Genomic DNA, 21,802 nt, shown 5'->3' with positions numbered 1-21,802 from the left:
TCGCGCGGCCCTCGCAGGGTTCAGGCCGGTTTGGAGGTGCGCGGTGTCCGCTTGGGCGCAGGCGCCGGAGCCGCAACTGCGGCTTTCGCGGCGCGACCCTTGCTACCAAGCCCGATCTTCTTCGCCATCGCGCGCCGCGTTTCCGAATAGGCTGGCGCGACCATCGGATAATCCGGCTTGAGATTATAGCGCGCGCGATACTCTTCGGGGGTTAGGCCATGCGTCGAGAGGTGGCGGCGCAACGTCTTGTAAGGCTTGCCGTCGATCATCGAGATGATGTGATCGTTTGACGCAAGCGACTTGCGCACCGACACCGCAGGCACATGCTCTTCGGCGACAGTTTGTTCGCTCTCTGCAACCGTAGCTCCGCCCGACAATTCGCTGACGGTCGCGTGCATCTTCTGCAGGAACGCGGGCACTTCGTCCGCCGTTGCGCGGTTGTTTGGATTGCCGAGCCAGGCGATCGTCAGTTCGGTGGCAAGCTCGACGAGATTGGGGGCGTTCTCTTCGGTCATGCTTTGCTCCATTTTGGATGTATTCAAGTGTGCGTGCGACTTCGCCGATGCGATGTCAAACCGGCGCTGCGAACTCTTCAGGTCTCCGCACGCCGCAGCGCATCGGCGAGCATCGCAGCGAACGCTTCTTCAGCCTGTGTGCGGGCGCTTTGGTCCTTCGCTGTCAGATCGCGGCGGACCCACTCCGGCGCGCGCTTGAGAAAGGCGAGGATCGTCGCTTCGAGGTCTTCGGTCATCGCCGGGCTATGCGCGGGGTTCGCGCTCGGGAGCAAGCGCCTGGAATGCGCGCGTGCCCCGACGCCACCAAAGCAGCAGCGCTTTGTCCCGATCCTCGCTGCGTAAGCTGGCTGCCGCATCGACCAGTATGCCGAAGATCACCGCGCGATCGTCATCAGTAAGCTCGATCAGCCCGGCCTTGGCGACGAGTCCGCCAAGTTCGATCAGCTGGCGCGTGCGCTCGCGGCGCTTCACTACCCAGGCGCGCTTGTCATCACGCGCGGCCCTGGCGCTGCGTCGATTGCGCATCGCCGTGGTTCGTCGAAGCGCCGCGCGTGTCGCTGCCAGCGCTTCCGCGAGCCTTGCGCGATCCTTGAAAGAAGGTCGCGCCGCGCTTGCGCCAGCCCTCCTTTGCTGCCGCATCATTCGTCTCGGCAGCGGCGAGCAGAACACCTGCTAGCTGCTCGACCGGCAAGCTGTCAGCGCCGGTCGCCACCACCAGCTCGCCGAGTTGGTGCAGCCGGCGCTCTTTGAGCATCCTTGCTTTCTCATCGAGCGCCTTCAGTTCCGAATCATAGTCGCGGGGTTTGCGCATGACACCTTCCTCAATTGTCATTGTGGAAGCTGTCAGTTAGGTACTGCGTCGATCAGCGCAAACGTCGTGAAATATCTTGGGACAACTATTTCCCGAGAAAGATGAATTCTTTCGAGGGCGCGCTTATACGTCGTGCCGACGTGGCTAGCTTGGTGTAATTGGATCGCCGCTATGGCGATCTACCATTTCTCGGCAAAGATCATCTCGCGTGCTGCCGGATCCAGCGCGCTGGCCTCGGCGGCGTATCGCTCAGCCTCGCGGCTGCACGATCAGCGGCTCGACCGGCACCACGACTTCTCGAACAAGGCGGGCGTCGTCCACTCCGAGGTGCTGCTGCCTGACGGTGCATCCGAGGAGTTTGCCGACCGGGGGACGCTGTGGAACGCGGTCGAAGCTGCCGAGCTGCGCAAGGACGCGCAGCTGGCGCGCGAGATCGAGTTCGCAATCCCTCGCGAAATGACGAAGGAGCTGGGCATCGAGTTGGCCCGCGACTTTGTGCGCGACGAGTTCGTCGAGCGCGGGATGATCGCCGATCTCAATGTGCATTGGGATATCGGAGCCGACGGACTGGCGAAGCCGCACGCGCATGTCATGCTCACCATGCGCGAGGTTGGCGAGCAGGGGTTCGGCAAGAAGAACCGCGACTGGAACCGCACCGACCTGCTCGAGAAATGGCGCGAACGCTGGAGCGAGCACGTCAACGCCCGGCTTGCCGAGCTCGATATCGATGCGCGGATCGATCACCGGTCATTGGAAGCGCAGGGGATAGACCTTGAGCCACAGCACAAGATCGGCCCGGCAGCGTCGCGCATGGCGGCGCAGGGTCTCGAGTCCGAGCGCGCCGCAGAGCACTTGGAAATCGCCCGTGCCAATGGCGACAAGATCATTGCCAACCCCGGCATCGCGCTCGACGCGATCACCCACAGCCAAGCAACATTCACGACACGCGACCTTGCGCGGTTCATTCACCGGCACAGCGATGGCAAGGAGCAGTTCGACCAGGCGATGAGCGCGGTGCGTGCCTCCGCCGATCTCGTGGCGTTGGGCAAGGACGGGCGCGGCGAGGATCGGTTCACCTCCCGCGCGATGATCGAAGTCGAGCAACGCCTAATGAGCCGCGCCGAACGCCTTGCCGATCGCGAAAGCCATAGTCTCCCGACGGCGACGCTGAACGAGGCCATCATCGCCGCCGGGAGGAACGGCTTGGTTCTCGGGGGAGAGCAAAAGGCCGCTCTCGATCACATTTCTACGCCGCACGATCTTGCCATCGTCACAGGCTACGCCGGCACCGGAAAATCAGCCATGTTGAGTGTCGCGCGCGACGCGTGGAGTCACGCTGGCTACGAGGTACAGGGACTCGCCTTGTCGGGCATCGCTGCCGAGAATCTGGAAAGCGGGTCGGGAATCGCGTCGCGCACGATCGCTTCGATCGAGCATCAATGGGGGCAGGGCAGAGACCTGCTCACGGACAATCGTATTCTGGTGATCGACGAGGCCGGGATGATCGGTTCCCGGCAGATGGAGCGGGTGATATCGGAAGCCGAGAAGCGCGGCGCTAAGATCGTGCTGGTCGGTGACCCCGAACAGCTCCAGGCGATCGAGGCGGGCGCTGCGTTTCGCTCGCTTGCCAAGCGACATGGCAGCGTCGAGATCACCGAAGTCCGCCGCCAGCGCGAAGACTGGCAGCGCGACGCGACGCGGCAGCTTGCCACCGGCCGCACGGGCGAGGCAATCCAGGCCTATCAGGAGCATTACGCGGTGCACGCCGCTGCGACGCGGGACGACGCGCGCCGCACGCTGATCGAACGCTGGGATCGCGACCGGGCCGCCGACTCCGGCGCGTCGCGCATCATCCTCACCCACACGCGCGACGAGGTGCAGGCGCTCAACACCGCTGCCCGCGATCGACTGCGCATCGCGGGCGCGCTTGGGGAAGATGTGACGATTGCCACCGAGCGAGGGGAGCGCCAGTTTGCTTCCGGCGACCGCATCATGTTCTTGCGGAACGAGCGCGACCTGGGTGTGAAAAACGGAACGCTGGGCACCGTGGAAAGCACGAGCCAGGTCCGCATGGCGGTGCAACTCGACGATGGCCGGTCGATCGCGTTCGATATCAAGGATTATGCGAGCATCGACCACGGCTACGCCGCCACGGTCCACAAAGCGCAGGGCATGACGGTCGATTGCACCCATGTGCTCGCGACACCGGGCATGGACAGCCACTCGGCCTATGTTGCGCTGTCGCGCCATCGCGACCGCGTAGATCTGCACTATGGGCAGGACGACTTTGCCGATCAGGGCAGGTTTGTCCGCACGCTGTCGCGCGAGCGCGCCAAGGATATGGCGAGCGACTACGCGCGTGAGCCCGAGCGGCAATATGCCGAACGGCGCGGTATCGCCTTCCGCCGACGCATCGCCGAACTGGCGCGCAAGGTGCCCGAGAAGGTTAGGGGCATGTTCGACGGGCTGCGGCTTCCGGTCCAACGACCTGTCGAGCCGGCCAAGCTTACTGAAGACGAAGCGCGGCAGGCGCGCAGGAATGTCGTCCAACGGCACGCCCGTGCGGTGGTCAGCATCTTCGAGAGCTTTGACAAGGGCGAGGCGACCAGCCCAGAGCAGGCGAATGAACTTCGCGCGGCGCGCAAGGATCTAAATGGGATCACCGAGCACGCGTCGGTCGACCTCGAAAACGCATACAGGAAGGACCGGGGGCTTGCCCGCGAAGCGGCGGGCGGCGACTTCAGGCGAACCAACCAGGCGATGCAGCTTGAAGCTGAGCTTCGCACGAGCCCGGCCCGACGCGCTGACCAGTTCGTCGAGCGATGGAAGACGCTCACCGTCCAAGCCCAGCGCGCATACGTGGCGGGTGATCTCGCGGGCCGCAAATCAGCGCAGAACGCAATGGCCGGGATGGCCCAAAGCCTTGAGCGCGACCCGCAAATGGAATCCGTCCTTGCGAGTCGAAAGGCTCAGTTGGGGATCTCGATTGAGACCGGCCGCCGGCTGGGTGCCGAGCTGGCATTCCACCACGGGATCGACTTTGGGCGAGGCCGGGACCGCGGTATCGGTCGATGAAGGCATTCGGGTCAGCTTTGCGCCCTAATATTGGACATTCGAGCGGTTGCGATTTTACCTCGAAAGCCGCCATTCGTTCAGACTGGTCAAGAAACACGGGAGTATTTTGGTCATGCCGCCGACGGTCTTGCGAACCCCTCAAGATACGTCATCGCCTTCTTCGGCTTTCCGGGCTGCTTCGTCCTCGTGTACGGCCAGTCGGCAATCGCGCATAGTCCTACAGCATTGCACACCCTCCGCGATCACGTGCTGCCAGTATTCTTCCAACGCCACACGTCGCTTGCTCTCGGCAAGAGCCAATTGCACGACGAGAGCACGCTTGTCGCAATCCGTGCGTAGCGTGCGGACCATGCGCCCTCTTGCACGCCGCAGACATCCACGGGGGCATGGTGCCCTTCCGTTGATGGGATCACCTTTCCGGTCATAGAGGTGCAGCTTGGGCTCGGTGATCCAGCTGGGCTCGCCCAGCCTGGCCGCTGCGTATTCGTTTTCGAGCCCCGCCTCGTTCGCCAGCTTGAGTGCGCGTTCGTGATGTTCGCCGGCATCCCCGTGGTCGAGGGCGTGGTTGGGAGGCCAAACGCGCGTCCTCTCCGCGACCATCTGGCAGCGGATGAACTGATGGAGCTGCGTCCACCAGTTCTCGGCATCGGAAACAGATCGAACCGTCAGATAGCGCAGGCCGAGGCAGAACGTCTTGTCGAACTGGACGTGTCTTTCGGGGCACCGTGCTGGCAGATCCGTGCCCGGAACCATCTCGCACACCTTCGGCTTCGTGTCGCCGAAGATACGTAGATGGAGGCCGTCCCGCCAGGGTGCCTTGGGCGGACGTGCGCGCCCCACAAGCGCCTGTCGACTGAGGTCTTCGATGGAGAACCAGGCAGGGGCCGCGTCGCCCAGCCAACCGAGTGCCGACCTCACCTCCGATCGTGCGCTCGCATGGGCGTGGCGGCCTCCGGTTCGTGTGCTCGCATCGGATCGGATTCCGCGCCCGTGTTCAGATATGGGGACGGCATAGTACCGAAAAGGACCTCGGCCGTCTCCACGTCGAGATTGTCGAGGATCCGGTCGGTTGAAAAGGCCTCGCGGACCGTCGCGGGCGATTCCCGAAGCGCTCTTTCGCCAAGAGCGGTCTGGTGACCCTCACAACGCCTCTGCTCGGCTTCGGAAACGCAGGTGGCCTTGCTGGCGGCCGCACGGACACTGGCCTCTCCTCTCAACCCCAGACGGCATATGGGTGTGCTTCCGAACTCAATACCGATCGCCAGCCCCAGGTTTTCGGTGCCCGGAAGCATCTCGCGGCATAGCTCGAAGGAAGATCGCAGACCGGCGGCAGCCGACACCGACGACTTCATAGTTGCCATCGCGTCGGTCTGTGCCTTGTCGCCTTCAGCCAAGAGCCCATGGATGCAGTCGCCGATGTAGCGCACCTTGCGCCCCCCGAAGTCGTCGCGCAGCACCGCACCCATCTCGGCGCGGATGACGTGGAGATTGGCGACCGCCTCGGCGATCCGTCCCGATGCTATTGCTCCGTCGATGTAGGCGGTGAAGTTGTCCACGTCCGCGAAGATCGACGCCAGGTCCATTCGGATGGCGTTGCTCGGCGGATGGTCGGCGTAGTCGACGTCCTTCAGCGGGGGCTCCTTGTGGTGGAAGTGGAAGACGGCTTCACCACCGTCCTTGCTCTTCCGCATCTCGAAGTTCGCCGTGACTGCCGCATAAGCTTTCTCCAAGCGTTCGTTGACGCTGCGCTGAACGTTCGCGGTTATGACCTCCTGACCGAGATAGCCACGTTCGGCATCCTCAGTCAGCAACACCCTGCCATTGAACAAATCGGCGTTCTGTCCCAGCGCCGCGGCAGCCCTGTTGCTGAGGTTCACGCCTTCAGCATCGCCGTCTGCCAGCTTCGCGGCATGGTTTGCCGGACTTCCGATAAACAATGGTTCGCGCTCGTCGCTTCGTCCGGAATCGATCGCGACTGCCGGGCCGCTGTCGATGCCGACGCAGACACCTGTCTTGAAGTTGGGATGGTCGTCACCCAGCCGCTCCACCATCTCGCGGAATGCAGCCGCGAAGGACACAGCGACGCGGACACGCTCACCTTCCGCGTCAGCTCCGTCCGGGGAGAGTACGACCGCGTGCAGCCGCGATCCGTGGAAGTCCACCCGTTGCATGTCAAACTCGTCGATCAGCTCGTCGCAGGCTCTGTAGTGGGCATGGAGGAATTCGAGCGCGCGTTGGTGGCTCGCCGGCGTCTCTCTACCCGCGTCGGTGAGGACGTCGTTGAAGTCGGTGAGGTTGGCGTAGACATGGACCCCGTTCGTCGTGACGGCTCGGTTCCGCGGGATGTCCAGCAACGCGGCTCGCATGGCGGTGTCGACAGCGAAGCCTTTATGCACTCTCGCCTCGTTCAGAAAGGTCCGGAAGTCCTCGACCTTGATGTCGCCTTCGGGGACGCTTTCCATGAACTTTGCGATGCGTTGCCGCGCACGGTCCTCGTTCCAAGCCATTTCTATCTTCTCCACTCGCGTCACCACGGTATCGGGCCGCGTATCGAATCGACAATAAATAGAACGTTAGCAGAACATTGCGTTCTAGGAAAACGCGGGCATCGAAAATTCCGGACAGCGCTGGGGATGATCGCCACAGCAAGGGCATCATCCGTTGAAAGGGCCCAGTTCCTTGATGTGGTCACGCAAGGCGTTGCACGCGGGGGCCATGAGCGCCGCTGCGTCCTTTCCGGGTTCATAGGCATAAGGAATCGTGGTGACACCTGCGAGGTCGCTGGGAAGTTTCACCTTTTCTTCCCGAGGTTCCATGAGGATGGCACGCTTACGTCCGAGGCGCCCCATGAACATGCCGAGCTCGAAGACCACGTTGTCCCGGGGCGCGGGCCAATCATGGCCACGAAAGAGTGTCATGTCGTCGCTGTGCGCGACTGCTACAGCGAAGTCGGAATCATCGAGTTCCGTCTCCAGCGACTCGATAGCATAGCTGGCGACCTTGAAGACGTCGTCCGTCCACAGACGCACGACGAAGCCGTCATGAGCCAAGGCGTCCTGTATTTTGCGCGCCACGTCTCGCGCCTCAACCGAAGAGATGATGAAGACCCTGATCTTCTCGCGGTGCTGACCTACAAGCTTGTTGCGTTCGAGCAGCCGTCGGGCGAGCGTTCTGGCTATCACGCGGTAGATGTCGGAATGCTTTGAGGCGAGATCGGTTGTGTCGGCGTAGTTAAGCTTCGCCACCAACGCCGGTTCGGACGCCACAACATCCGCAGAACGCCGTTGCGAGGGCTCGACGACTACCATCTCACCAACGTGGTCACCTCGCCCACGCGTCGCGACATCGCGACCGTTGACGACGATCCTGAAGATGCCTCCTATGACCAAATAAAGGTCGTTGTCGTCGGCGCCCTGCTTGATGATTGCCTCGCCTTCAGCGACTTCGATGAGCTCAGCGCGATCCGCGAGTTCTTCAGCGAGAGCTCGATTGCCGCTCACGATCTGCTGCTGCAGCATGGCGTCGATCAGGTTGCCGCGTCCAGCGTCACCTTGAAAACGGTCGATCAATCCACTCAACTGAACTCCCCCCAATATATCGTCAAAGAAGCCTCGTAGTCATCCGTGCCGGCCTTGCGACGATGCTATGGCTTCCTCCAGTGATTGGTTTTGTACACAGTCTCCGTGTTCCCCGCGAAGCTAAACTGCGTAGATGACCAAGCATTTTTGCCATCACCATCCTGTTTCGCCTTCTCATTCAGCTTGTTGTAAACACGGCTTGAAATATACGTATGGAAGCCTGCGTCTCGAACGTCCGAAAGCTTGGCCGAGAAGCTGGCCGCTTTTCCCACCCAAATGAGATCGTTGTTGTCTCTAATTCCCGAGCGGACCGCCCTCACTTCGCCCGTGTCAATTCCAGAACAATTACGAATCTCAAATGTAGTTGTTCTTTATCGAATTAAACTTATCGCGAGCCTTCGGACTAATGATCTTACGCACTGTCCAGTGAATCTCGCGCCCACAGATCGCGGCACTGCTGTTCTTTGCGTCGCCGATGAAAACCCCCATCACACGATCGCCGTCAAAGCTCCTAATAGCACCCCCGTGCTTTACGATCAGCCTAGTCGAGCAGTCCAAGAACGCTCGAATGATCTTCGCAGTCGTCGACCATGGGCACACGGATGACAAGTGGGCCGAGCCCGCTAAATCCGCATACAGAAACGTCGCGTCGATTTTGACAGCGCCGTCTTTCAACGCGACATCCGCAGTGGTGGGTACGACCCGCCCATCCCGTTCGTTAAAGGTGGTGCCGAACAGCGTATCGACACGATCCTTCAAAAATTCTTCGTTCACAGACACAGCGCTTGTTCTAGCACCACGTCGTCGATGCTCAAGGTATGATACACGAGGTTCGAGAGCTGATCGCGTTCGCGCTCCGCCTGCATTGTTCGGCCTTCCGCTGCTGCCTTGCCGTTAGCGAACATTGTGTTGAGTTTTGTGCGTATTGGCCTTCTCGTCCCACCAAACTAGGAGCAGCACGGTGCGAGCGATGGGCAACTGTTGCTCTCGCTAGAGTGACCGTGTCGCATGATATTCACTTTCAAAGCTGCCAGTCAGGAAACGGCCCAAAGCCGGTCGCCCCCAGATCGCATGAGGAAATGGCGGAAACTGGGCCGGAAGCGGACTGGCGGATTTCAGAGATCCGCAGGTGGAAAGCTGACGCTACAGCTCTTCAAGCCGGCTTAAAACGAAGGAGGCCCGTTCGCTGACTGTGGTCTTTGGAAGGACCAGCGGGTCGTAGCCAAGATCGCTGTAAGCCCTCAGCAGGCGATCGTATTCAGCAACGGCTTCTTCCATGCCATGCTGGCGCTCCTGATCTTGCAAGTAAATCTCCGGCCATGGAGGCGTCAAAAAGACGCGCCGATGATAGCGTGGGAAAGGGGCCAGCGTGACCGACGCCACATGGCCCGTCGCATGTTGAAGTGCCACGGCCGCGTCAACGAGGCTACGATCAAAAAATGTCCAGCTACTCCCGTCGCCAGAAAGTCGGAGGTCTTGGACAGCAACTTCGATGGCACGTGTCGCAAAAGCAGCCGGATCCACCCAAGGGAGGGCCTTGCCGTCACCGCGGAGCTCCTCGATCACAATACGGCGGCCAGGTTCCGTCACCGTATCAAAGCCCCGGTAGGCGAGTTCGTTGAGGAGGGTGGATTTTCCCGCACCGGAGCAGCCGGAGAGGATCACATGGCGAGATCCGCTATTCATTGTCAGCGCCTCCGCTGCCAGGAAGCCCGCCCCGGAGGCGAGATGTCCGTGCGTGGGTAGGTAGGTGAGGAACGGCTCTTGTATTTCAAACCGGCAATAGCTGTCATTTTCACTCGCAGGTGGAAGGGTTTCGACGACGCTGGTACCGCATCGTAATGCGCTTGATCTTCATCTATGGGCCCCTTGCCAGCGGCAAGCTGACGATCGGCCGGCTAGTAGCTGAGCGGATGGGCTTACCCCTGTTCCACAATCACCTGATCGTGGATGCCGTCGGCGCCGTATTTCCTTTCGGCTCGCCCGAATTCGTCCGTCTAAGGCAGCGATTCTGGTTAGAGACGATCTCCGCCGCAGCCATTTCGGGGCGATCGTTGATTTTCACATTCGCACCAGAACCCAGTGTCCCCTTAGATTTCGCATCCCGCGTTTCGAGCATGGTTGCCGACGCCGGAGGACAGGTCACTTATATCGCGCTCGAGCTGGACGAAACAGAGCAAGAGCGACGCCTTGTGAACCCCTCGCGCGAGCGGTTTGGCAAGCTGCGCTCGTTGGACGTGCTTCGTGAGCTTAGGCCTTCGATGGTCGCTTGCATGAAATCGATGCCTGAACCGGCGCTACGCATCGACACAGCGGCGCTTCCGCCAACCGAAGCAGCCGACGCGATCGTTCGCATTGTGACCGCATCCTCCAGAACGTCCGCCAGCTGAAGCGTTACCCATCGGTGGAGCTTGGTTGGATCAGGTCCCATCGATTGCCGTAGATGTCCTCGAACACGGCGACTTTCCCGTACGGCTCATTCCGGGCAGGCTCAGTGAACCGGACGCCTCGCTCTGTATACGCGCGGTGGTCACGTTCAAAGTCGTCGGTTTCGAGAAACAGGAACACGCGACCCCCACTCTGGTTACCGATCGCCTCGCGTTGTCGGTCGTCTGCGGCGCGTGCGAGGAGGAGGCCGTTTGCAGATCCAGACGGAGCTACGACCACCCAACGCTTTTCCGGCGTGAGGGGTGTATCTTCGCGCAGTTCAAAGCCCAGTGTACCTACATAGAAGGAAAGCGCCCTGTCGTACTCATCGACTAAAAGCGCGGTTAAATTCAGTCGCTGCGGCATCAATTCGGCTCCACCTATCAAACGCGCACTCTCGCGCTCGGCAGCTTCTGGCAGCGGCACCTAAACTGAGGAATGCCTGATGTCGGGACGATAGGCTCCCGTGCACGGCCCAGCCGAAGGTTCTTCCGCTTTTGGGAACCGGCGGGGCGGCGCTGAATGCCCGATATTGGGGCGGAATGCCGACGTGTCGATAATCGTTCGCTTGAGCAGGACCGGGCACTTCCGATTAGGATAAGCCCGCCTTGTCCAGCCCAAAGGCTTTGTCCTGTGAGCCGGGCACCGACTGGAACGCGATTGAGGCACGGTTCCAGGCATTGATCACCATCACCATGTAGGTGAGATAGACCAGCTCATCTTCCGAAAACTGTGCACGCACCGCAGCGTAGATTTCGTCCGACACTCCGTGCGGGGACAGCCGGGTCAGCGCTTCAGTCCATTCCAGCGCGGCACGCTCACGATCATTGAACAAAGTCGACTCACGCCAGATCGCGACGTGGTGGATACGAAGCTCGCGCTCGTTGTGGAGCTTTGCTTGCTTGATGTGCATATCGAGGCAGAAGGCGCAGCTATTGAGCTGTGACGCGCGAATCTCGACGAAGCTCAGGATTGTCTGCTCGACCGTGCCCTTCTTGAGTGCGAAGGTGAGCTCCGTCAGCTTCTGCGTCAGCGCCGGTACTTGCCGCATGTGGTTCAGTCTTTCGGTCATCGTTTTGGTCCAATCTGTCGGAGAGGGTCAGGGCCTGGCTTTCGCCGGCAAGCGGAATGGCGCGCCAAGGCGATTGAAGGCGTTCATCGCCGCGATTGCGATCGTCAGGTCGACTAGGTCGCGCGGCTCGAACGCTGCCGCTGCGGCGGCATAAGCCTCGTCCGCAGCATGGGTTTCGCTGACCCGCGTGACCTCCTCGGCCCAGGCAAGCGCTGCGCGATATTGCGGATCGAACAGGTGCGGCACCTCAGCCCAGACCGGCAGCAGCACTACTTTGTCGAGCGGCATCGTCTTGAGCAGGTCGCGCGTATGCAAGTCGATGCAATGTGCGCAGCCGTTGATCTGCGACACACGCAGGAACACGAGGTGGATCATCTCTTCTGGCAGATTGGTGTCGGTCGTGATGTAGTGATGCACGCCGAACAGTGCCTGAGCGCCCTTCGGCGCCACTTCATGCCAAACCAGGCGCTTGATCTCGTTCATGCCATCGTTCCTTTCGCAGCAGCGCCCAGTCGACGCTCGCTGCACTGACGAGGCGGGCTCCCGCGATGTGACATGAACAAAGAAATTTTCGCTCTCGCAGCGATCATGTCACACTGCGCCGGGCTGGCTCGTCAGATCAAGGAGACTAGCGGAGCTATACAAGATGACGAGGATCGACAGCGTGGAGATGGCCGGAAATCCGATCGAACCAAGCTCTCGCCTGGCTGACTTCCAGCACGAGCGTAAGCGGCTTATCCGCTTGGCATATCGAATGCTCGGTTCATTCAGCGAAGCTGAGGATGTCGTGCAGGATGCGTGGCTCAAATGGGAGCAGGTCGACGGCAGTGTCGATTCACCCGCCGCCTATTTGACGCGGATCGTCACGCGACTGTGCCTCGACCGTCTTAAATCCGCTCGTTCGCGCCGGGAAACCTACATCGGCCCGTGGTTGCCGGACCCATTGGTGGGCTCGATCGATCCCGATGAAACGATTGCCGACGATATCACGGTGACGCTGATGCTTGCCATGGAGCGCCTGTCGCCGCTGGAACGCGCAGCCTTCCTGCTCCACGACGTGTTCGACGTTGCGTTGAGCGACGTTGCTGTCGCGCTCAGCCGCGAGCCAGCGGCGGTGCGTCAGTTGGCGTCTCGAGCGCGCAAGCATGTCCAGGCCGCTCGGCCGCGTTTCAGCGTGGAAGCAGCCGAGGCAAGCCGGATTACACAGGCATTCTTCGTCGCCGCACGCGATGGGGATACTGCTTCGCTCGCATCGCTGCTTGCCCAAGATGTCGAGATCCACTCGGACGGCGGCGGAAAGGTCTTGGCCTTCCGCAACGTTATTCGCGGTGTTGATCGCGCGCTGCGCTTGTTCGCTGGACTGCGGCGCAAGAACGCTCCGGTCGCCGAACTGCTGCGCACTGCGGAAATCGATGGTCTGCCTGGCTACATCAGCGTCGACCGCGGCCTCGTGCAGACCACCGCGCTCGATATACGCGGCGGCAAGATCGCGGCAATCTACATCGTTCGTAATCCTGACAAGTTGCAGCATCTGGCAGGCAACATGATCGGCTAGATCAACCAATCAAGGCTCCGCCGCTGAACCGCGCAGAACGGCCGCTTTTAGGAATGCCAGAAAGGAGTCCGAACGGCGGAAACTAGGGCGCTTTACCGACTGGCAGTTCACGTCGAAACCAGTCCGGCAGCTTGTGGGCCGATTGCAGATCGGCAGGTTTCAGGCGATCAGCTCGAGATAGCCGCCATCCCCAACCAGTCCGGTGCGGTGCTGGCTGTCGAACCTATGGATCGACTTGCACCGGCAGAGGGCATCGAGACCGAGGCCGAGCGCGCGATCATGCAGACGCTCGGCTGCGCGGTAGGCCAAGGCTATCTCTTCGCCGTGCCACTCTGGACGAAACGGACTTCCGCAAGATGCTTAGCGACAAGCTGATATTGCCTGATCCCTCGAGCGCGGGGCGGCTGTTAACGATTGTCGGCAGCAAAGGTGTTTAGCGTGCGGCCGGGCATATCGTAATCATGCGACCCTGTGTTCACTGCACGACCATGCGAGAGTAGAGGAACTTTAGACGCGCGGCAGGAGTCTTATGTCCACAGAGGGGGCAAACAACAAAATGCAGGCGCTAGAACGGGATGACGAGGTCTGGCCGATCTATGTCCTCGTCGTCGAGGATGAGCCATTCCTACGCTCGCTCCTCGCAGATGAATTGCGCGACGTGGGTTTCACCGTCGTGGAGGCAGCCAACGCGGATGAGGCGCTCGCCTATGCGCAGGTCAACCGCAACATCGATCTTGTGTTCTCGGACATCCAGATGCCAGGCTCGATGAACGGGATCGCTCTGGCCGCGTCCCTGCGCGCTGCAAATCCGGCGCTTCCCGTCATCCTGACCTCAGGGAACATCGTGCCGGACACAGTAACCCAGCTGAGCGCATTTGTCCCCAAACCCTATCGACTGGCGGAAGCAGTTTCGCTCGTCTTCAAGACCCTCGGAGTGGCACCGCGAGGCCAAGAGGATTGATGGGCAACAGCAAGCGCATCGTTCTTTTGGTCGAATCCGATATCCTGATCCGGAGCCCGCTGGCGGAGTATCTCCGCGAATGCGGCTATCATGTTCTCGAGGCGAGCGGCGCGACGGAGGCGCGGCAGCATGTCCAGGCCGCCGCCAGCTCGATCGATGTCATTCTCGCGGATGCCGCGGGCGATGGAGGCTTTGCCCTCGCGAGTTGGGTCCGCGAGGTTCAACCCGGTGTCGCGGTGGTTCTCGCCGGTTCCGTCGATATGGCGGCCGAAAAGGCGGGCAATCTTTGCGAACAAGGACCTGATATTGCGAAGCCGTACGACCATCAACTGGTACTGAACCGCATCCGCCGGATGCTCGCGTCGCGCGACAGGGGCTGAGGCCTCATCTCTGAACGATGGCGCGCCACAGTTACTGTTGGAGCTTCGCCATCCCTAAACGGCTTCAGGCGCCAAATCCTCAGTCTCCGCATCGCCATGCTCCAGCGATACTGCGGTTCCGGGTTCCGCGTCGAAGATAGTGATACGCGCCTCCAGCTGCTTGGCGAGCGCCTGGACGATGTTCGTGCCTAAGCCAGCCTTCGCTGCAGCTTGGGTTGGCGCCTTCGGCATACCAACGCCATCGTCCACCACCGATAGGGTCCAGGCGGGTCCCTCACTACCATAGTCCACTATGATCTTGCCCTGTCGCCCTTCGGGAAACGCATGCTTCAGTGCGTTGATAACCAGTTCGGTGACGATGAGACCAAGGCTGACCGATACTTCGGCACTGACGCGGCTCTCGTCGCTGGAGACCTCGAGGCTGATCTGGTCGGGGTCGTGGATCATCGATGCGCCAATGCTTTCGCACAGCTGGGTCAAATAGGGCTTCAGGCTGACACGGTCGATCGAGGAGACGGCGAGCTGCTTCTGGATGGCGGCAACCGACATGACGCGGTGGTGGGCTTCGTGGAGATGCTTGCGCGCCTCGTCCGACTGCACCCGCTTTGCGCTCTGCATCAATACGCTGGCGATGATCTGCAGACTGTTGGCGACACGGTGCTGCAACTCCTGGAGCAGGGTTCCTTTGTCTCGAATCAGATCCTCAGTCATCTTTTCAGCGATGCGAGCGTCGGTAACGTCGGCAATAGCGAGCAACAGCCGGATGGGTTCGCCCTCGCCGTAATTGAGCTTGTGGGCGTTGAGGACCAGACAGCGCGCCGCGCGGCCCTCCCGCTTCAGGTCGAATTCGTAGTTCTTCACCTCGGCCAGGCCAGATGCGGTCGCCTTCATCAGGGATTGGAGCTGAGCGACAGCCCACTCGCCTCCACCCAGCTTCGAAAACTCTTGGCCCATGACCGTGTCGGGGTCGATGTCGAACGCATCGCAGAAGGCTTGGCTGGCACCCACCACCACACGATTCGCGTCCAGCAACAACACTGGTGCGTGTGATGAGGCAACAACGGCCATCGCAAGATTCAGGCTCAGCTGGGGAGTTTCGGGCGTTGCTGCAGGCATATGGAGTCCTTCCCGCCCGTAGGTTCTCCAGAATGAAGTCCCAAGTAGGGCGCGCGGCCGTACGCATTGTGACTGGCGGACTCGACCTTACGCGCATTGTAGCACACGCGCGTCTAACCTTCCTACTATTCCGACGCCGACGCGAGGTGGGACGTGTATGCCGGGGCAGGGGCGAATATCTAGGCCGAGAAACTGCGCCTTCGATAGCGCTTCAACGACTGGTTTCATGAGTGGTGCTAATCCTGCCCGACGGCGTCTTTTGAGGCGCATAGCCGTCAGTCCGGCGAGTTCATGGCAAACGACCGGCTGCTACCGCTGACCAAGCATCGCTGCGCTAAGAGCAGTCCGCCCGCGCAAATTTGCCCGTGAGCACAGTCGCACCATCTCGGAGGAAATCGAGATGGTCGGACCAGTGCTGCATCATGCGCACGCGTTCGTCCCAATACTCGCCGCGGGTGTAGGCGCGGCGAACCGCGTTGTTGTCGCAGTGGGCGAGCTGTCTCTCGATCGCGTCAGCGTGCCACAGACCCATTTCATTGAGTAGGGTTGCAGCCATCGCCCGGAAGCCGTGTCCGGTCATCTGATCCTGAGCATAGCCCATCCGGCGCAGGGCGGCGTTGATCGTGTTCTCCGACATCGGTCGATCGGCTGATGTTCGCGACGGAAATAGGAAGCCTTTATCGGCCGCGTCATGCTCGATTGAGCGGAGGATGGCGAGCGACTGGCGGGAGAGGGGGACGCTGTGAGCGCGCCGCATCTTCGTCTTGTGCGCCGGGATCGTCCAGACGGCCTTGTCGAGGTCGATATCGGCCCATTCGGCGAAGCGCAGCTCACCCGGGCGGACGAACACATGCGGCAATAGCCGCAATGCCGCGTGGACATTGGGGCTGTCCTTGAACGCGTCGATCGAACGCAGCAGCGCGCCAGCCTCTCGGGGTGTCGTGATGGCGGCACGATGGACATGCTTCGGCACGATCAGCGCGCCGCGCAGGTCGCTTGCGACATCCCGGTCGGCACGCGCCGTCGCGATGGCGTATCGGAACACCTGCGAGCAGGTGCTGCGCAGCCGCTTGGCGGTCTCGTAGCGGCCTTTGCCTTCCATCTTGCGGAGCATCAGCAAAAGCTCCTGCGCGGAGATAGAGGCGATGGGGCGTTTGCCGATCGCTGCGTTGATGAACCCCAGCAGCCAGCGCAGCTTCTTCATCGTGACGGATGAGCGTCCTTCCTTCTCGACCTTGGACAGCCATTCGTCGGCCACAGCTTCAAAGCTGTTCGAGGCAGCTACCGCCGCTGCGATCCGATCGAGCTTGATCCGCTCGGCTGGATCATCGCCGCGCGCGAGTACCTTACGTGCCGCGTCGCGCTCGGCGCGCGCCTCGGCGAGCCCGGTTTCGGGCCACACGCCGAATGCGAGGGTCTTCTGCTTTCCCAGATGACGGTAGTTCATTCGCCAGTAGCGACCGCCCGCAGGCGTCACGAGCAGGTAGAGCCCGTCGCTATCGCTGAGCTTGTACGCCTTGTCGCGACTCTTGGCCGCTTTGATTGCCACAACCGACAACGCCATGATGGTATCTCCATCGAAGCGACCGGCGTCGTGCCATCAGATATACCATCAGATTGTTGGTATGGAGTGGCTTTTCACCGATCCGACTGGGATGGATATACCACAAAAAACCGCAGAAAACAGCCGTTTACGGCACGTTTTGGGATGCCTTGGGAAGGCAGCCTGGTGACCCCTACGGGAATCGAACCCGTGTTTCAGCCGTGAAAGGGCCGCGTCCTAACCGCTAGACGAAGGGGCCATGAAGGCGAGGGCGCCGGTTAGGCAAAGCGGGGCGGCGGGTCAAGGCCCTTTGTCGCCGCGATCGGATGGATTTCGCGGGTAGCGGAGGCCTGCTCCCGCCGCTGCCGTGCTTCACCGCGCATCGCGCCCGAACGTCAGTCGCCGAACACCACCGTCTTCGATCCGTTCGCCAGCACGCGATGCTCGACATGCCAGGCGACCGCGCGGCCCAGCACATGGCTCTCGATATCGCGGCCCTTGCGCACCAGATCCTCGGCGGTATCGGCATGGGTCACCGGCTCGGTCGCCTGATGGATGATCGGCCCCTCGTCGAGATCGGCGGTGACGTAATGCGCGGTGGCGCCGATCATCTTCACCCCGCGCTTGTGCGCCTGATGATAGGGCCGTGCGCCCTTGAAGCTCGGCAGGAAGCTGTGGTGGATGTTGATGCACCGCCCCGTCAGGAACCCGGCGAGATCGTCCGACAGGATCTGCATATAGCGCGCCAGCACCACCAGCTCGGCGCCGCTCTCCGCGACCAGCGCTTTGATCTGCGCCTCCTGCGCGGGCTTGGTATCGGGGGTGATCGGGAGATGATGAAAGGGGATGTCATCGGGAATCGCCACCCGCAGCGCGTCGCGCGGATGGTTGCTGGCGATGCCGACAATCTCCATCGGCAGCTCGCCGATCCGCTGCTGATAGAGGAGATAGCCCAGGCAATGGTCGAATTTGGAGACGAGGATCAGCACCTTCATCCGCCGGTCGGCGGGCACCAGCTGCCAGTCCATGCCGAACTGTGCCGCGATCTCCCCCATCTCCGCGCGGATCGCATCGTCGGTCGATGCGGTGGCAAAGACGATGCGCAGGAAGAACAACCCCGTCTCCGGATCCTCGAACTGGCGCGAGCTGCGGATATTGCCGCCGTGGCGAAACAGGATGCCGCTCACCGCATGGACGATGCCGGGCCGGTCGGGGCAGCTGAGCGTCAGGATATGGGATTGGGTCATCGGGCCTCGTTGCGACAGGCGGGGCAGGGGTCGCGCGCCTGATAGAAAGCCCGGGACATCGCCGCAAACAAAAGGGCCTTTGCCGCGCCTTAGAGAGAGTTTGGAAATTCGCGGGAGCGCGAACTTCGAGGCGGCGCCGGCCCACTCCCCCACCCGGCCACCCATAGAATACTGCCGTTGGGTGGCCGGGTGGGGGAGTGGGCCGGCGCCGCGAAATGCGCCGCAGCGCATTTCCAAACAGACTCTTAGCTGTCCTGCTTTGAGCGCGGGCAGCGACGAACGCCGCTTCGCACTCGGTGTGGCCCTAGGACGGCTGCTGGATCAGGGCGCCATCCTCCCCCGCCCGCGCCGCAACCAGAAATTCCACATTTCCCTCCGGCCCGGTGATCGGGCTCGTCGTCACCCCCGCGACCGACCAGCCCGCACCTTCCAGCCACGCCACCACCTCGGCGCACACCCGTTCATGCACCGCCGGGTCGCGCACCACGCCACCCTTGCCGACTTCGCCGCGCCCCGCCTCGAACTGCGGCTTGATCAGCGCCACCACCCATGCCCCCTCGCGCACAAAGGCAAAGGGGCGCTCCAGCACCTTGGATAGGCCGATAAAGCTCGCATCGCACACCACGATATCCACCGGCTCGGGGATGTGCGCCGCGGTCAGCACCCGTGCGCTGGTCTGTTCATGCACGACGACGCGGTCGTCCTGGCGCAGCTTCCACGCCAGCTGGTTGGTCCCGCTGTCCACCGCATAGACGCGCGCGGCGCCCCGGCTCAGCAGCACATCGGTAAAGCCCCCGGTCGACGATCCCACATCGATCGCCACCATGCCGACGGGATCGATGCCGAAATGGTCGAGCCCATGCGCCAGCTTCACCCCGCCGCGCGAAACCCAGGGGTGGTCGCGCCCCTTGACGGTCAGCGGCGCGTCGGGCGCAATCGGCTGGCCGGGCTTGTCCACCCGCTTGTCGCCGCTGAACACCAGCCCCGCCAGGATCAACGCCTGCGCCCGCGTCCGGCTCTCCGCCAGCCCGCGTTCGACGAGCAACTGATCGGGTCGCGTCTTGGCCATGGGCGTTGCTCTAGCTTCATCGTCATCCCCGCGAAAGCGGGGACCCATCTCCGGCGCTATCCACGAGTGTACCGGCGCCGTTTCAAGTCCGGTTGTCTGTTGTGGCTCCCCCAAAGCAGACTGGGAGGAAACGACCCCGTTGCTGCCGTTCCGCCTATGTCGAACGTCGTCGCAATGCGGCGATCATCTTAGCCGGGGCCAACACTGCCAAACTGCCGATGCAGGAGCCAAGTATGGAGAGCAGCCCATACGCCGCAACCATCGGTTTCCATCCAACGTAATACCACGGTTCAAACAAAACGGCGTTGATGACCAATGCCGCCCAAAATGCGATCAACAAGCTTCGAGGCTCGCGGTATCGCTTCGTGATCAGTGCTATGATCAGGGCCACCGCTGTCACAACGGCAGCGACCGGGGCGATGGCTAAACTGGTGAAGTCCATGAGCTTCGACCTCCTTCATTCAGCTTGCATGGTTTGATGACCGCTTACCACCCAGTTTCCGCCGTCCCGGGGCAGAGCGCTCAGCGCTGAAAACGGACAGTGAGCATGTCGGGTCGATTCAGCTCGCAAGTTCGATCCCCGACTGCACCGGTGCCATCCTGAAGTTGCGAGACGAGCGAGCCCCGCTTCCCAAAGCACGCCGCCAAAAAATCCGCTTTCCTACAATGAACCATATAGGTTATTTTCGAGGCGTGGACTCAGGAGATAACCAATGACCATCGACCAACTAATCGACGACGTAATCGCCCGAGAGGGCGGCTATAGCGACCATCCCGCCGACCGCGGTGGACCCACACGCTGGGGCGTCACCGAGCGCGTCGCCCGCGCGCATGGCTATTCGGGGGAGATGCGCGTCTTTCCGCGCGACGAGGCTGCGGCAATCTATCGCCGCCTCTACTGGCTGCGCCCCCGGCTCGACCAAGTGGCGCAGCGCGCGCCCGCGCTCGCCGCCGAACTGTTCGACACTGGCGTCAATATGGGGCCGGGGGTCGCCGCGCGATTTCTGCAACGCGCGCTCAACGGCCTCAACCGCAACGGGCGGGATTATCCCGACATGCCCGTCGACGGCGCGATCGGGCCGGTCACGCTCGCCGCGCTGACCGCCTTTCTCGACCTGCGCGGCGCCCATGGCGAGCGCGTGCTGCTGAAAGCGGTCGAGGCGCTTCAGGGCGAGCGCTATCTCGCGCTCGCCGAATCCCGTCCCGCCAACGAAGCCTTTCTCTATGGCTGGCTCGCGAACCGCATCGGTTCGTGAATGCGCGATAGCGTCAAGCCAGTGTCAACTTTCACCCATTCATGTGGAGCAAGACGATGAGCATCCTCGAAGGACTGATCGGCCCGATCGCCGGCCTGATCGACAAGATCATTCCCGATCCCAAGGCGCGTGACGCCGCCAAGCTCGAACTCATCAAGCTCGAAGGCACGCAGGAGCTTGAGCGCGTCCGCACCCAGCTGTCGGCGATCGTCGCCGAGGCACAGTCGCCCGACCCCTGGACCAGCCGCGCCCGGCCCAGCTTCCTCTACGTCATGTATGCGCTGCTGCTCTGGGCGATCCCGATGGGCCTGATCGGCGCGGTCCAGCCGGAGATGGCGAAGGGCATCGCTGCGGGGATGAACGCCTATCTCGCGGGCATCCCGGAATCGCTCTATGCGCTCTTCGGCACCGGCTATCTCGGCTACACCGCCGCACGCCAATGGGGGAAGATCAAGGGCGTGGAGAAGTGATCCGGCAAAGCTGACAGGATGATGCGCGTTGCGCGTATTTTCGTCAGTTTTGGGCAGGCGCGATGCGGTCGGTTGCATGGGGGGCCTTGGCAAGTCCAAGGCTCCCTCCCCATATCCCGGCCCATGAGCGATTCAATCAAGTGGCACGGCACGACGATCCTCTCCGTGCGCCGCAACGGCCGGGTGGTCATCGCCGGGGACGGCCAGGTGACCCAGGGCCATACCGTGATGAAGCCCAATGCGCGCAAGGTGCGCCCGCTGGGCGATGGCAGCGTGATCGCGGGCTTTGCCGGAGCGACCGCCGACGCCTTCACCCTGTTCGAACGGCTCGAGGCAAAGCTGGAACGGCATCAGGGCCAGTTGATGCGCGCCGCGGTCGAGCTGGCCAAGGACTGGCGCACCGACAAATATCTCCGCAATCTCGAAGCAATGCTGATCGTTGCGGACAAGGACATCACGCTGATCATCACCGGCAATGGCGATGTGCTGGAGCCTGAGGCGGGGATCGCGGCGATCGGGTCGGGGGGCAACTATGCCCTCGCCGCCGCCCGCGCGCTGGTCGATTACGAACCCGATGCCGAAGTGCTGTGCCGCAAGGCGATGGGCATCGCCGCCGATGTTTGCGTCTATACCAACGACCGGCTGACGGTCGAGACGCTGGACGCGGCCGCCTGATCCGTCACCCCGGCGCAAGCCGGGGCCTCCCGATTACACAGCGTGCGCTTGC

26 protein-coding genes and 1 tRNA gene are annotated in these 21,802 nt (G+C 62.0%); 8 read left to right on the top strand and 19 right to left on the bottom strand.

From position 1 onward, the window contains the following. Positions 1 to 20 precede the first annotated feature (20 nt). The 4 genes from FPZ54_RS08890 to FPZ54_RS08880 form a co-directional block, all read right to left on the bottom strand. Entirely contained in the window at positions 21 to 515 is a 495-nt protein-coding gene (locus FPZ54_RS08890) for a Ros/MucR family transcriptional regulator (RefSeq protein WP_145846507.1), read from the bottom strand. A 77-nt stretch (positions 516 to 592) separates the two neighbouring features. Further along, positions 593 to 751 (bottom strand): DUF6771 family protein, encoded by a 159-nt coding sequence (locus FPZ54_RS19820; RefSeq protein WP_186456972.1) that lies wholly within the window; start codon positions 749 to 751, stop codon positions 593 to 595. Positions 752 to 758: 7 nt separating this feature from the next. Then, positions 759 to 986 (bottom strand): conjugal transfer protein TraD, encoded by a 228-nt coding sequence (locus FPZ54_RS08885; RefSeq protein ID WP_239019769.1) that lies wholly within the window; start codon positions 984 to 986, stop codon positions 759 to 761. A 19-nt stretch (positions 987 to 1,005) separates the two neighbouring features. Beyond that, the gene (locus FPZ54_RS08880) at positions 1,006 to 1,326 is read right to left on the bottom strand and encodes a conjugal transfer protein TraD (protein ID WP_145846504.1); all 321 of its coding nucleotides are present in this window, start codon (positions 1,324 to 1,326) and stop codon (positions 1,006 to 1,008) included. A 171-nt stretch (positions 1,327 to 1,497) separates the two neighbouring features. Here FPZ54_RS08880 and traA point away from each other — a divergent pair, with 171 nt between their 5' ends. After that, a complete protein-coding gene (traA, locus tag FPZ54_RS08875) occupies positions 1,498 to 4,401 on the top strand; it encodes a Ti-type conjugative transfer relaxase TraA (RefSeq protein ID WP_145846503.1) in 2,904 nt (967 codons plus the stop codon). A gap of 138 nt (positions 4,402 to 4,539) precedes the next feature. Here the strand turns inward: traA and FPZ54_RS08870 are convergent, their stop codons facing one another. From FPZ54_RS08870 to FPZ54_RS08850, 5 genes are all read right to left on the bottom strand, one after another. Next, positions 4,540 to 5,319: an E2 domain-containing protein gene (locus FPZ54_RS08870; RefSeq protein WP_338419562.1), complete on the bottom strand. Its 780-nt coding sequence runs from the start codon at positions 5,317 to 5,319 to the stop codon at positions 4,540 to 4,542. Further along, the gene (locus FPZ54_RS08865; protein ID WP_145846500.1) at positions 5,316 to 6,908 is read right to left on the bottom strand and encodes an adenylate/guanylate cyclase domain-containing protein; all 1,593 of its coding nucleotides are present in this window, start codon (positions 6,906 to 6,908) and stop codon (positions 5,316 to 5,318) included. The genes FPZ54_RS08870 and FPZ54_RS08865 overlap by 4 nt, the downstream gene beginning before the upstream one ends. Positions 6,909 to 7,055: 147 nt before the next feature. Next, entirely contained in the window at positions 7,056 to 7,979 is a 924-nt protein-coding gene (locus FPZ54_RS08860; protein WP_145846499.1) for a TIR domain-containing protein, read from the bottom strand. Between the two features lie 354 nt (positions 7,980 to 8,333). Further along, positions 8,334 to 8,753, bottom strand: coding sequence for a hypothetical protein (locus tag FPZ54_RS20035; protein WP_222428361.1), 420 nt, complete (start codon positions 8,751 to 8,753; stop codon positions 8,334 to 8,336). Between the two features lie 369 nt (positions 8,754 to 9,122). Beyond that, positions 9,123 to 9,665 carry an AAA family ATPase gene (locus FPZ54_RS08850; protein ID WP_145846498.1) on the bottom strand — a complete coding sequence of 181 codons (543 nt, stop codon included), beginning with the start codon at positions 9,663 to 9,665 and terminating at the stop codon, positions 9,123 to 9,125. A gap of 155 nt (positions 9,666 to 9,820) precedes the next feature. Between FPZ54_RS08850 and FPZ54_RS08845 the strand changes: the two genes are divergently transcribed. Continuing rightward, entirely contained in the window at positions 9,821 to 10,369 is a 549-nt protein-coding gene (locus FPZ54_RS08845) for a shikimate kinase (RefSeq protein ID WP_145846496.1), read from the top strand. 4 nt (positions 10,370 to 10,373) lie between these two features. On the opposite strand, the gene FPZ54_RS08840 is transcribed toward FPZ54_RS08845, so the two are convergent. From FPZ54_RS08840 to FPZ54_RS08830, 3 genes are all read right to left on the bottom strand, one after another. Then, positions 10,374 to 10,772: a VOC family protein gene (locus FPZ54_RS08840; protein ID WP_145846495.1), complete on the bottom strand. Its 399-nt coding sequence runs from the start codon at positions 10,770 to 10,772 to the stop codon at positions 10,374 to 10,376. A 226-nt stretch (positions 10,773 to 10,998) separates the two neighbouring features. Beyond that, positions 10,999 to 11,478, bottom strand: coding sequence for a carboxymuconolactone decarboxylase family protein (locus tag FPZ54_RS08835; RefSeq protein ID WP_145846493.1), 480 nt, complete (start codon positions 11,476 to 11,478; stop codon positions 10,999 to 11,001). Between the two features lie 27 nt (positions 11,479 to 11,505). Then, positions 11,506 to 11,961 carry a carboxymuconolactone decarboxylase family protein gene (locus FPZ54_RS08830; protein ID WP_186456971.1) on the bottom strand — a complete coding sequence of 152 codons (456 nt, stop codon included), beginning with the start codon at positions 11,959 to 11,961 and terminating at the stop codon, positions 11,506 to 11,508. A 187-nt stretch (positions 11,962 to 12,148) separates the two neighbouring features. On the opposite strand from FPZ54_RS08830, the gene FPZ54_RS08825 reads away from it, so the two are divergent. After that, positions 12,149 to 13,033 carry a sigma-70 family RNA polymerase sigma factor gene (locus tag FPZ54_RS08825; RefSeq protein ID WP_145849655.1) on the top strand — a complete coding sequence of 295 codons (885 nt, stop codon included), beginning with the start codon at positions 12,149 to 12,151 and terminating at the stop codon, positions 13,031 to 13,033. Between the two features lie 159 nt (positions 13,034 to 13,192). Here the strand turns inward: FPZ54_RS08825 and FPZ54_RS19815 are convergent, their stop codons facing one another. After that, positions 13,193 to 13,342, bottom strand: coding sequence for a hypothetical protein (locus FPZ54_RS19815; RefSeq protein ID WP_186456970.1), 150 nt, complete (start codon positions 13,340 to 13,342; stop codon positions 13,193 to 13,195). Between the two features lie 247 nt (positions 13,343 to 13,589). Here FPZ54_RS19815 and FPZ54_RS08815 point away from each other — a divergent pair, with 247 nt between their 5' ends. Both FPZ54_RS08815 and FPZ54_RS08810 read left to right on the top strand, forming a co-directional pair. Next, complete coding sequence (locus FPZ54_RS08815) at positions 13,590 to 13,994, top strand: response regulator (RefSeq protein WP_145849653.1); 405 nt, start codon at positions 13,590 to 13,592, stop codon at positions 13,992 to 13,994. After that, positions 13,994 to 14,374 carry a DNA-binding transcriptional response regulator gene (locus tag FPZ54_RS08810; protein WP_145846492.1) on the top strand — a complete coding sequence of 127 codons (381 nt, stop codon included), beginning with the start codon at positions 13,994 to 13,996 and terminating at the stop codon, positions 14,372 to 14,374. The genes FPZ54_RS08815 and FPZ54_RS08810 overlap by 1 nt, the downstream gene beginning before the upstream one ends. Positions 14,375 to 14,428: 54 nt before the next feature. On the opposite strand, the gene FPZ54_RS08805 is transcribed toward FPZ54_RS08810, so the two are convergent. The 6 genes from FPZ54_RS08805 to FPZ54_RS08780 all read right to left on the bottom strand — a co-directional run bounded on the left by FPZ54_RS08805 (position 14,429) and on the right by FPZ54_RS08780 (position 19,791). After that, on the bottom strand, positions 14,429 to 15,490 hold the full coding sequence (locus tag FPZ54_RS08805) for a sensor histidine kinase (RefSeq protein ID WP_145846490.1): 1,062 nt from the start codon (positions 15,488 to 15,490) through the stop codon (positions 14,429 to 14,431). Positions 15,491 to 15,824: 334 nt separating this feature from the next. Beyond that, complete coding sequence (locus tag FPZ54_RS08800; RefSeq protein WP_145846489.1) at positions 15,825 to 17,054, bottom strand: tyrosine-type recombinase/integrase; 1,230 nt, start codon at positions 17,052 to 17,054, stop codon at positions 15,825 to 15,827. A 163-nt stretch (positions 17,055 to 17,217) separates the two neighbouring features. After that, positions 17,218 to 17,292 (bottom strand) — tRNA-Glu (locus FPZ54_RS08795). A 136-nt stretch (positions 17,293 to 17,428) separates the two neighbouring features. Beyond that, positions 17,429 to 18,280: a formyltetrahydrofolate deformylase gene (purU, locus tag FPZ54_RS08790; protein WP_145846488.1), complete on the bottom strand. Its 852-nt coding sequence runs from the start codon at positions 18,278 to 18,280 to the stop codon at positions 17,429 to 17,431. A 304-nt stretch (positions 18,281 to 18,584) separates the two neighbouring features. After that, positions 18,585 to 19,349, bottom strand: coding sequence for a TlyA family RNA methyltransferase (locus FPZ54_RS08785; protein ID WP_145846486.1), 765 nt, complete (start codon positions 19,347 to 19,349; stop codon positions 18,585 to 18,587). Between the two features lie 154 nt (positions 19,350 to 19,503). Then, the gene (locus FPZ54_RS08780) at positions 19,504 to 19,791 is read right to left on the bottom strand and encodes a hypothetical protein (protein ID WP_145846484.1); all 288 of its coding nucleotides are present in this window, start codon (positions 19,789 to 19,791) and stop codon (positions 19,504 to 19,506) included. A 271-nt stretch (positions 19,792 to 20,062) separates the two neighbouring features. Here FPZ54_RS08780 and FPZ54_RS08775 point away from each other — a divergent pair, with 271 nt between their 5' ends. From FPZ54_RS08775 to hslV, 3 genes are all read left to right on the top strand, one after another. Beyond that, the gene (locus FPZ54_RS08775; protein WP_145846483.1) at positions 20,063 to 20,605 is read left to right on the top strand and encodes a glycoside hydrolase family 108 protein; all 543 of its coding nucleotides are present in this window, start codon (positions 20,063 to 20,065) and stop codon (positions 20,603 to 20,605) included. A 56-nt stretch (positions 20,606 to 20,661) separates the two neighbouring features. Then, complete coding sequence (locus FPZ54_RS08770) at positions 20,662 to 21,075, top strand: holin family protein (RefSeq protein ID WP_145846481.1); 414 nt, start codon at positions 20,662 to 20,664, stop codon at positions 21,073 to 21,075. Positions 21,076 to 21,198: 123 nt separating this feature from the next. Beyond that, positions 21,199 to 21,750 (top strand): ATP-dependent protease subunit HslV, encoded by a 552-nt coding sequence (gene hslV / locus FPZ54_RS08765; protein ID WP_145846480.1) that lies wholly within the window; start codon positions 21,199 to 21,201, stop codon positions 21,748 to 21,750. Positions 21,751 to 21,802: the final 52 nt, after the last annotated feature.

The sequence above is a fragment of the Sphingomonas suaedae genome, assembly GCF_007833215.1.
Classification (GTDB): Bacteria; Pseudomonadota; Alphaproteobacteria; order Sphingomonadales; family Sphingomonadaceae; genus Sphingomonas; species Sphingomonas suaedae.
Note: the sequence above shows the minus strand (reverse complement) of the source record. Positions and strands in the feature narration are given on the sequence as shown.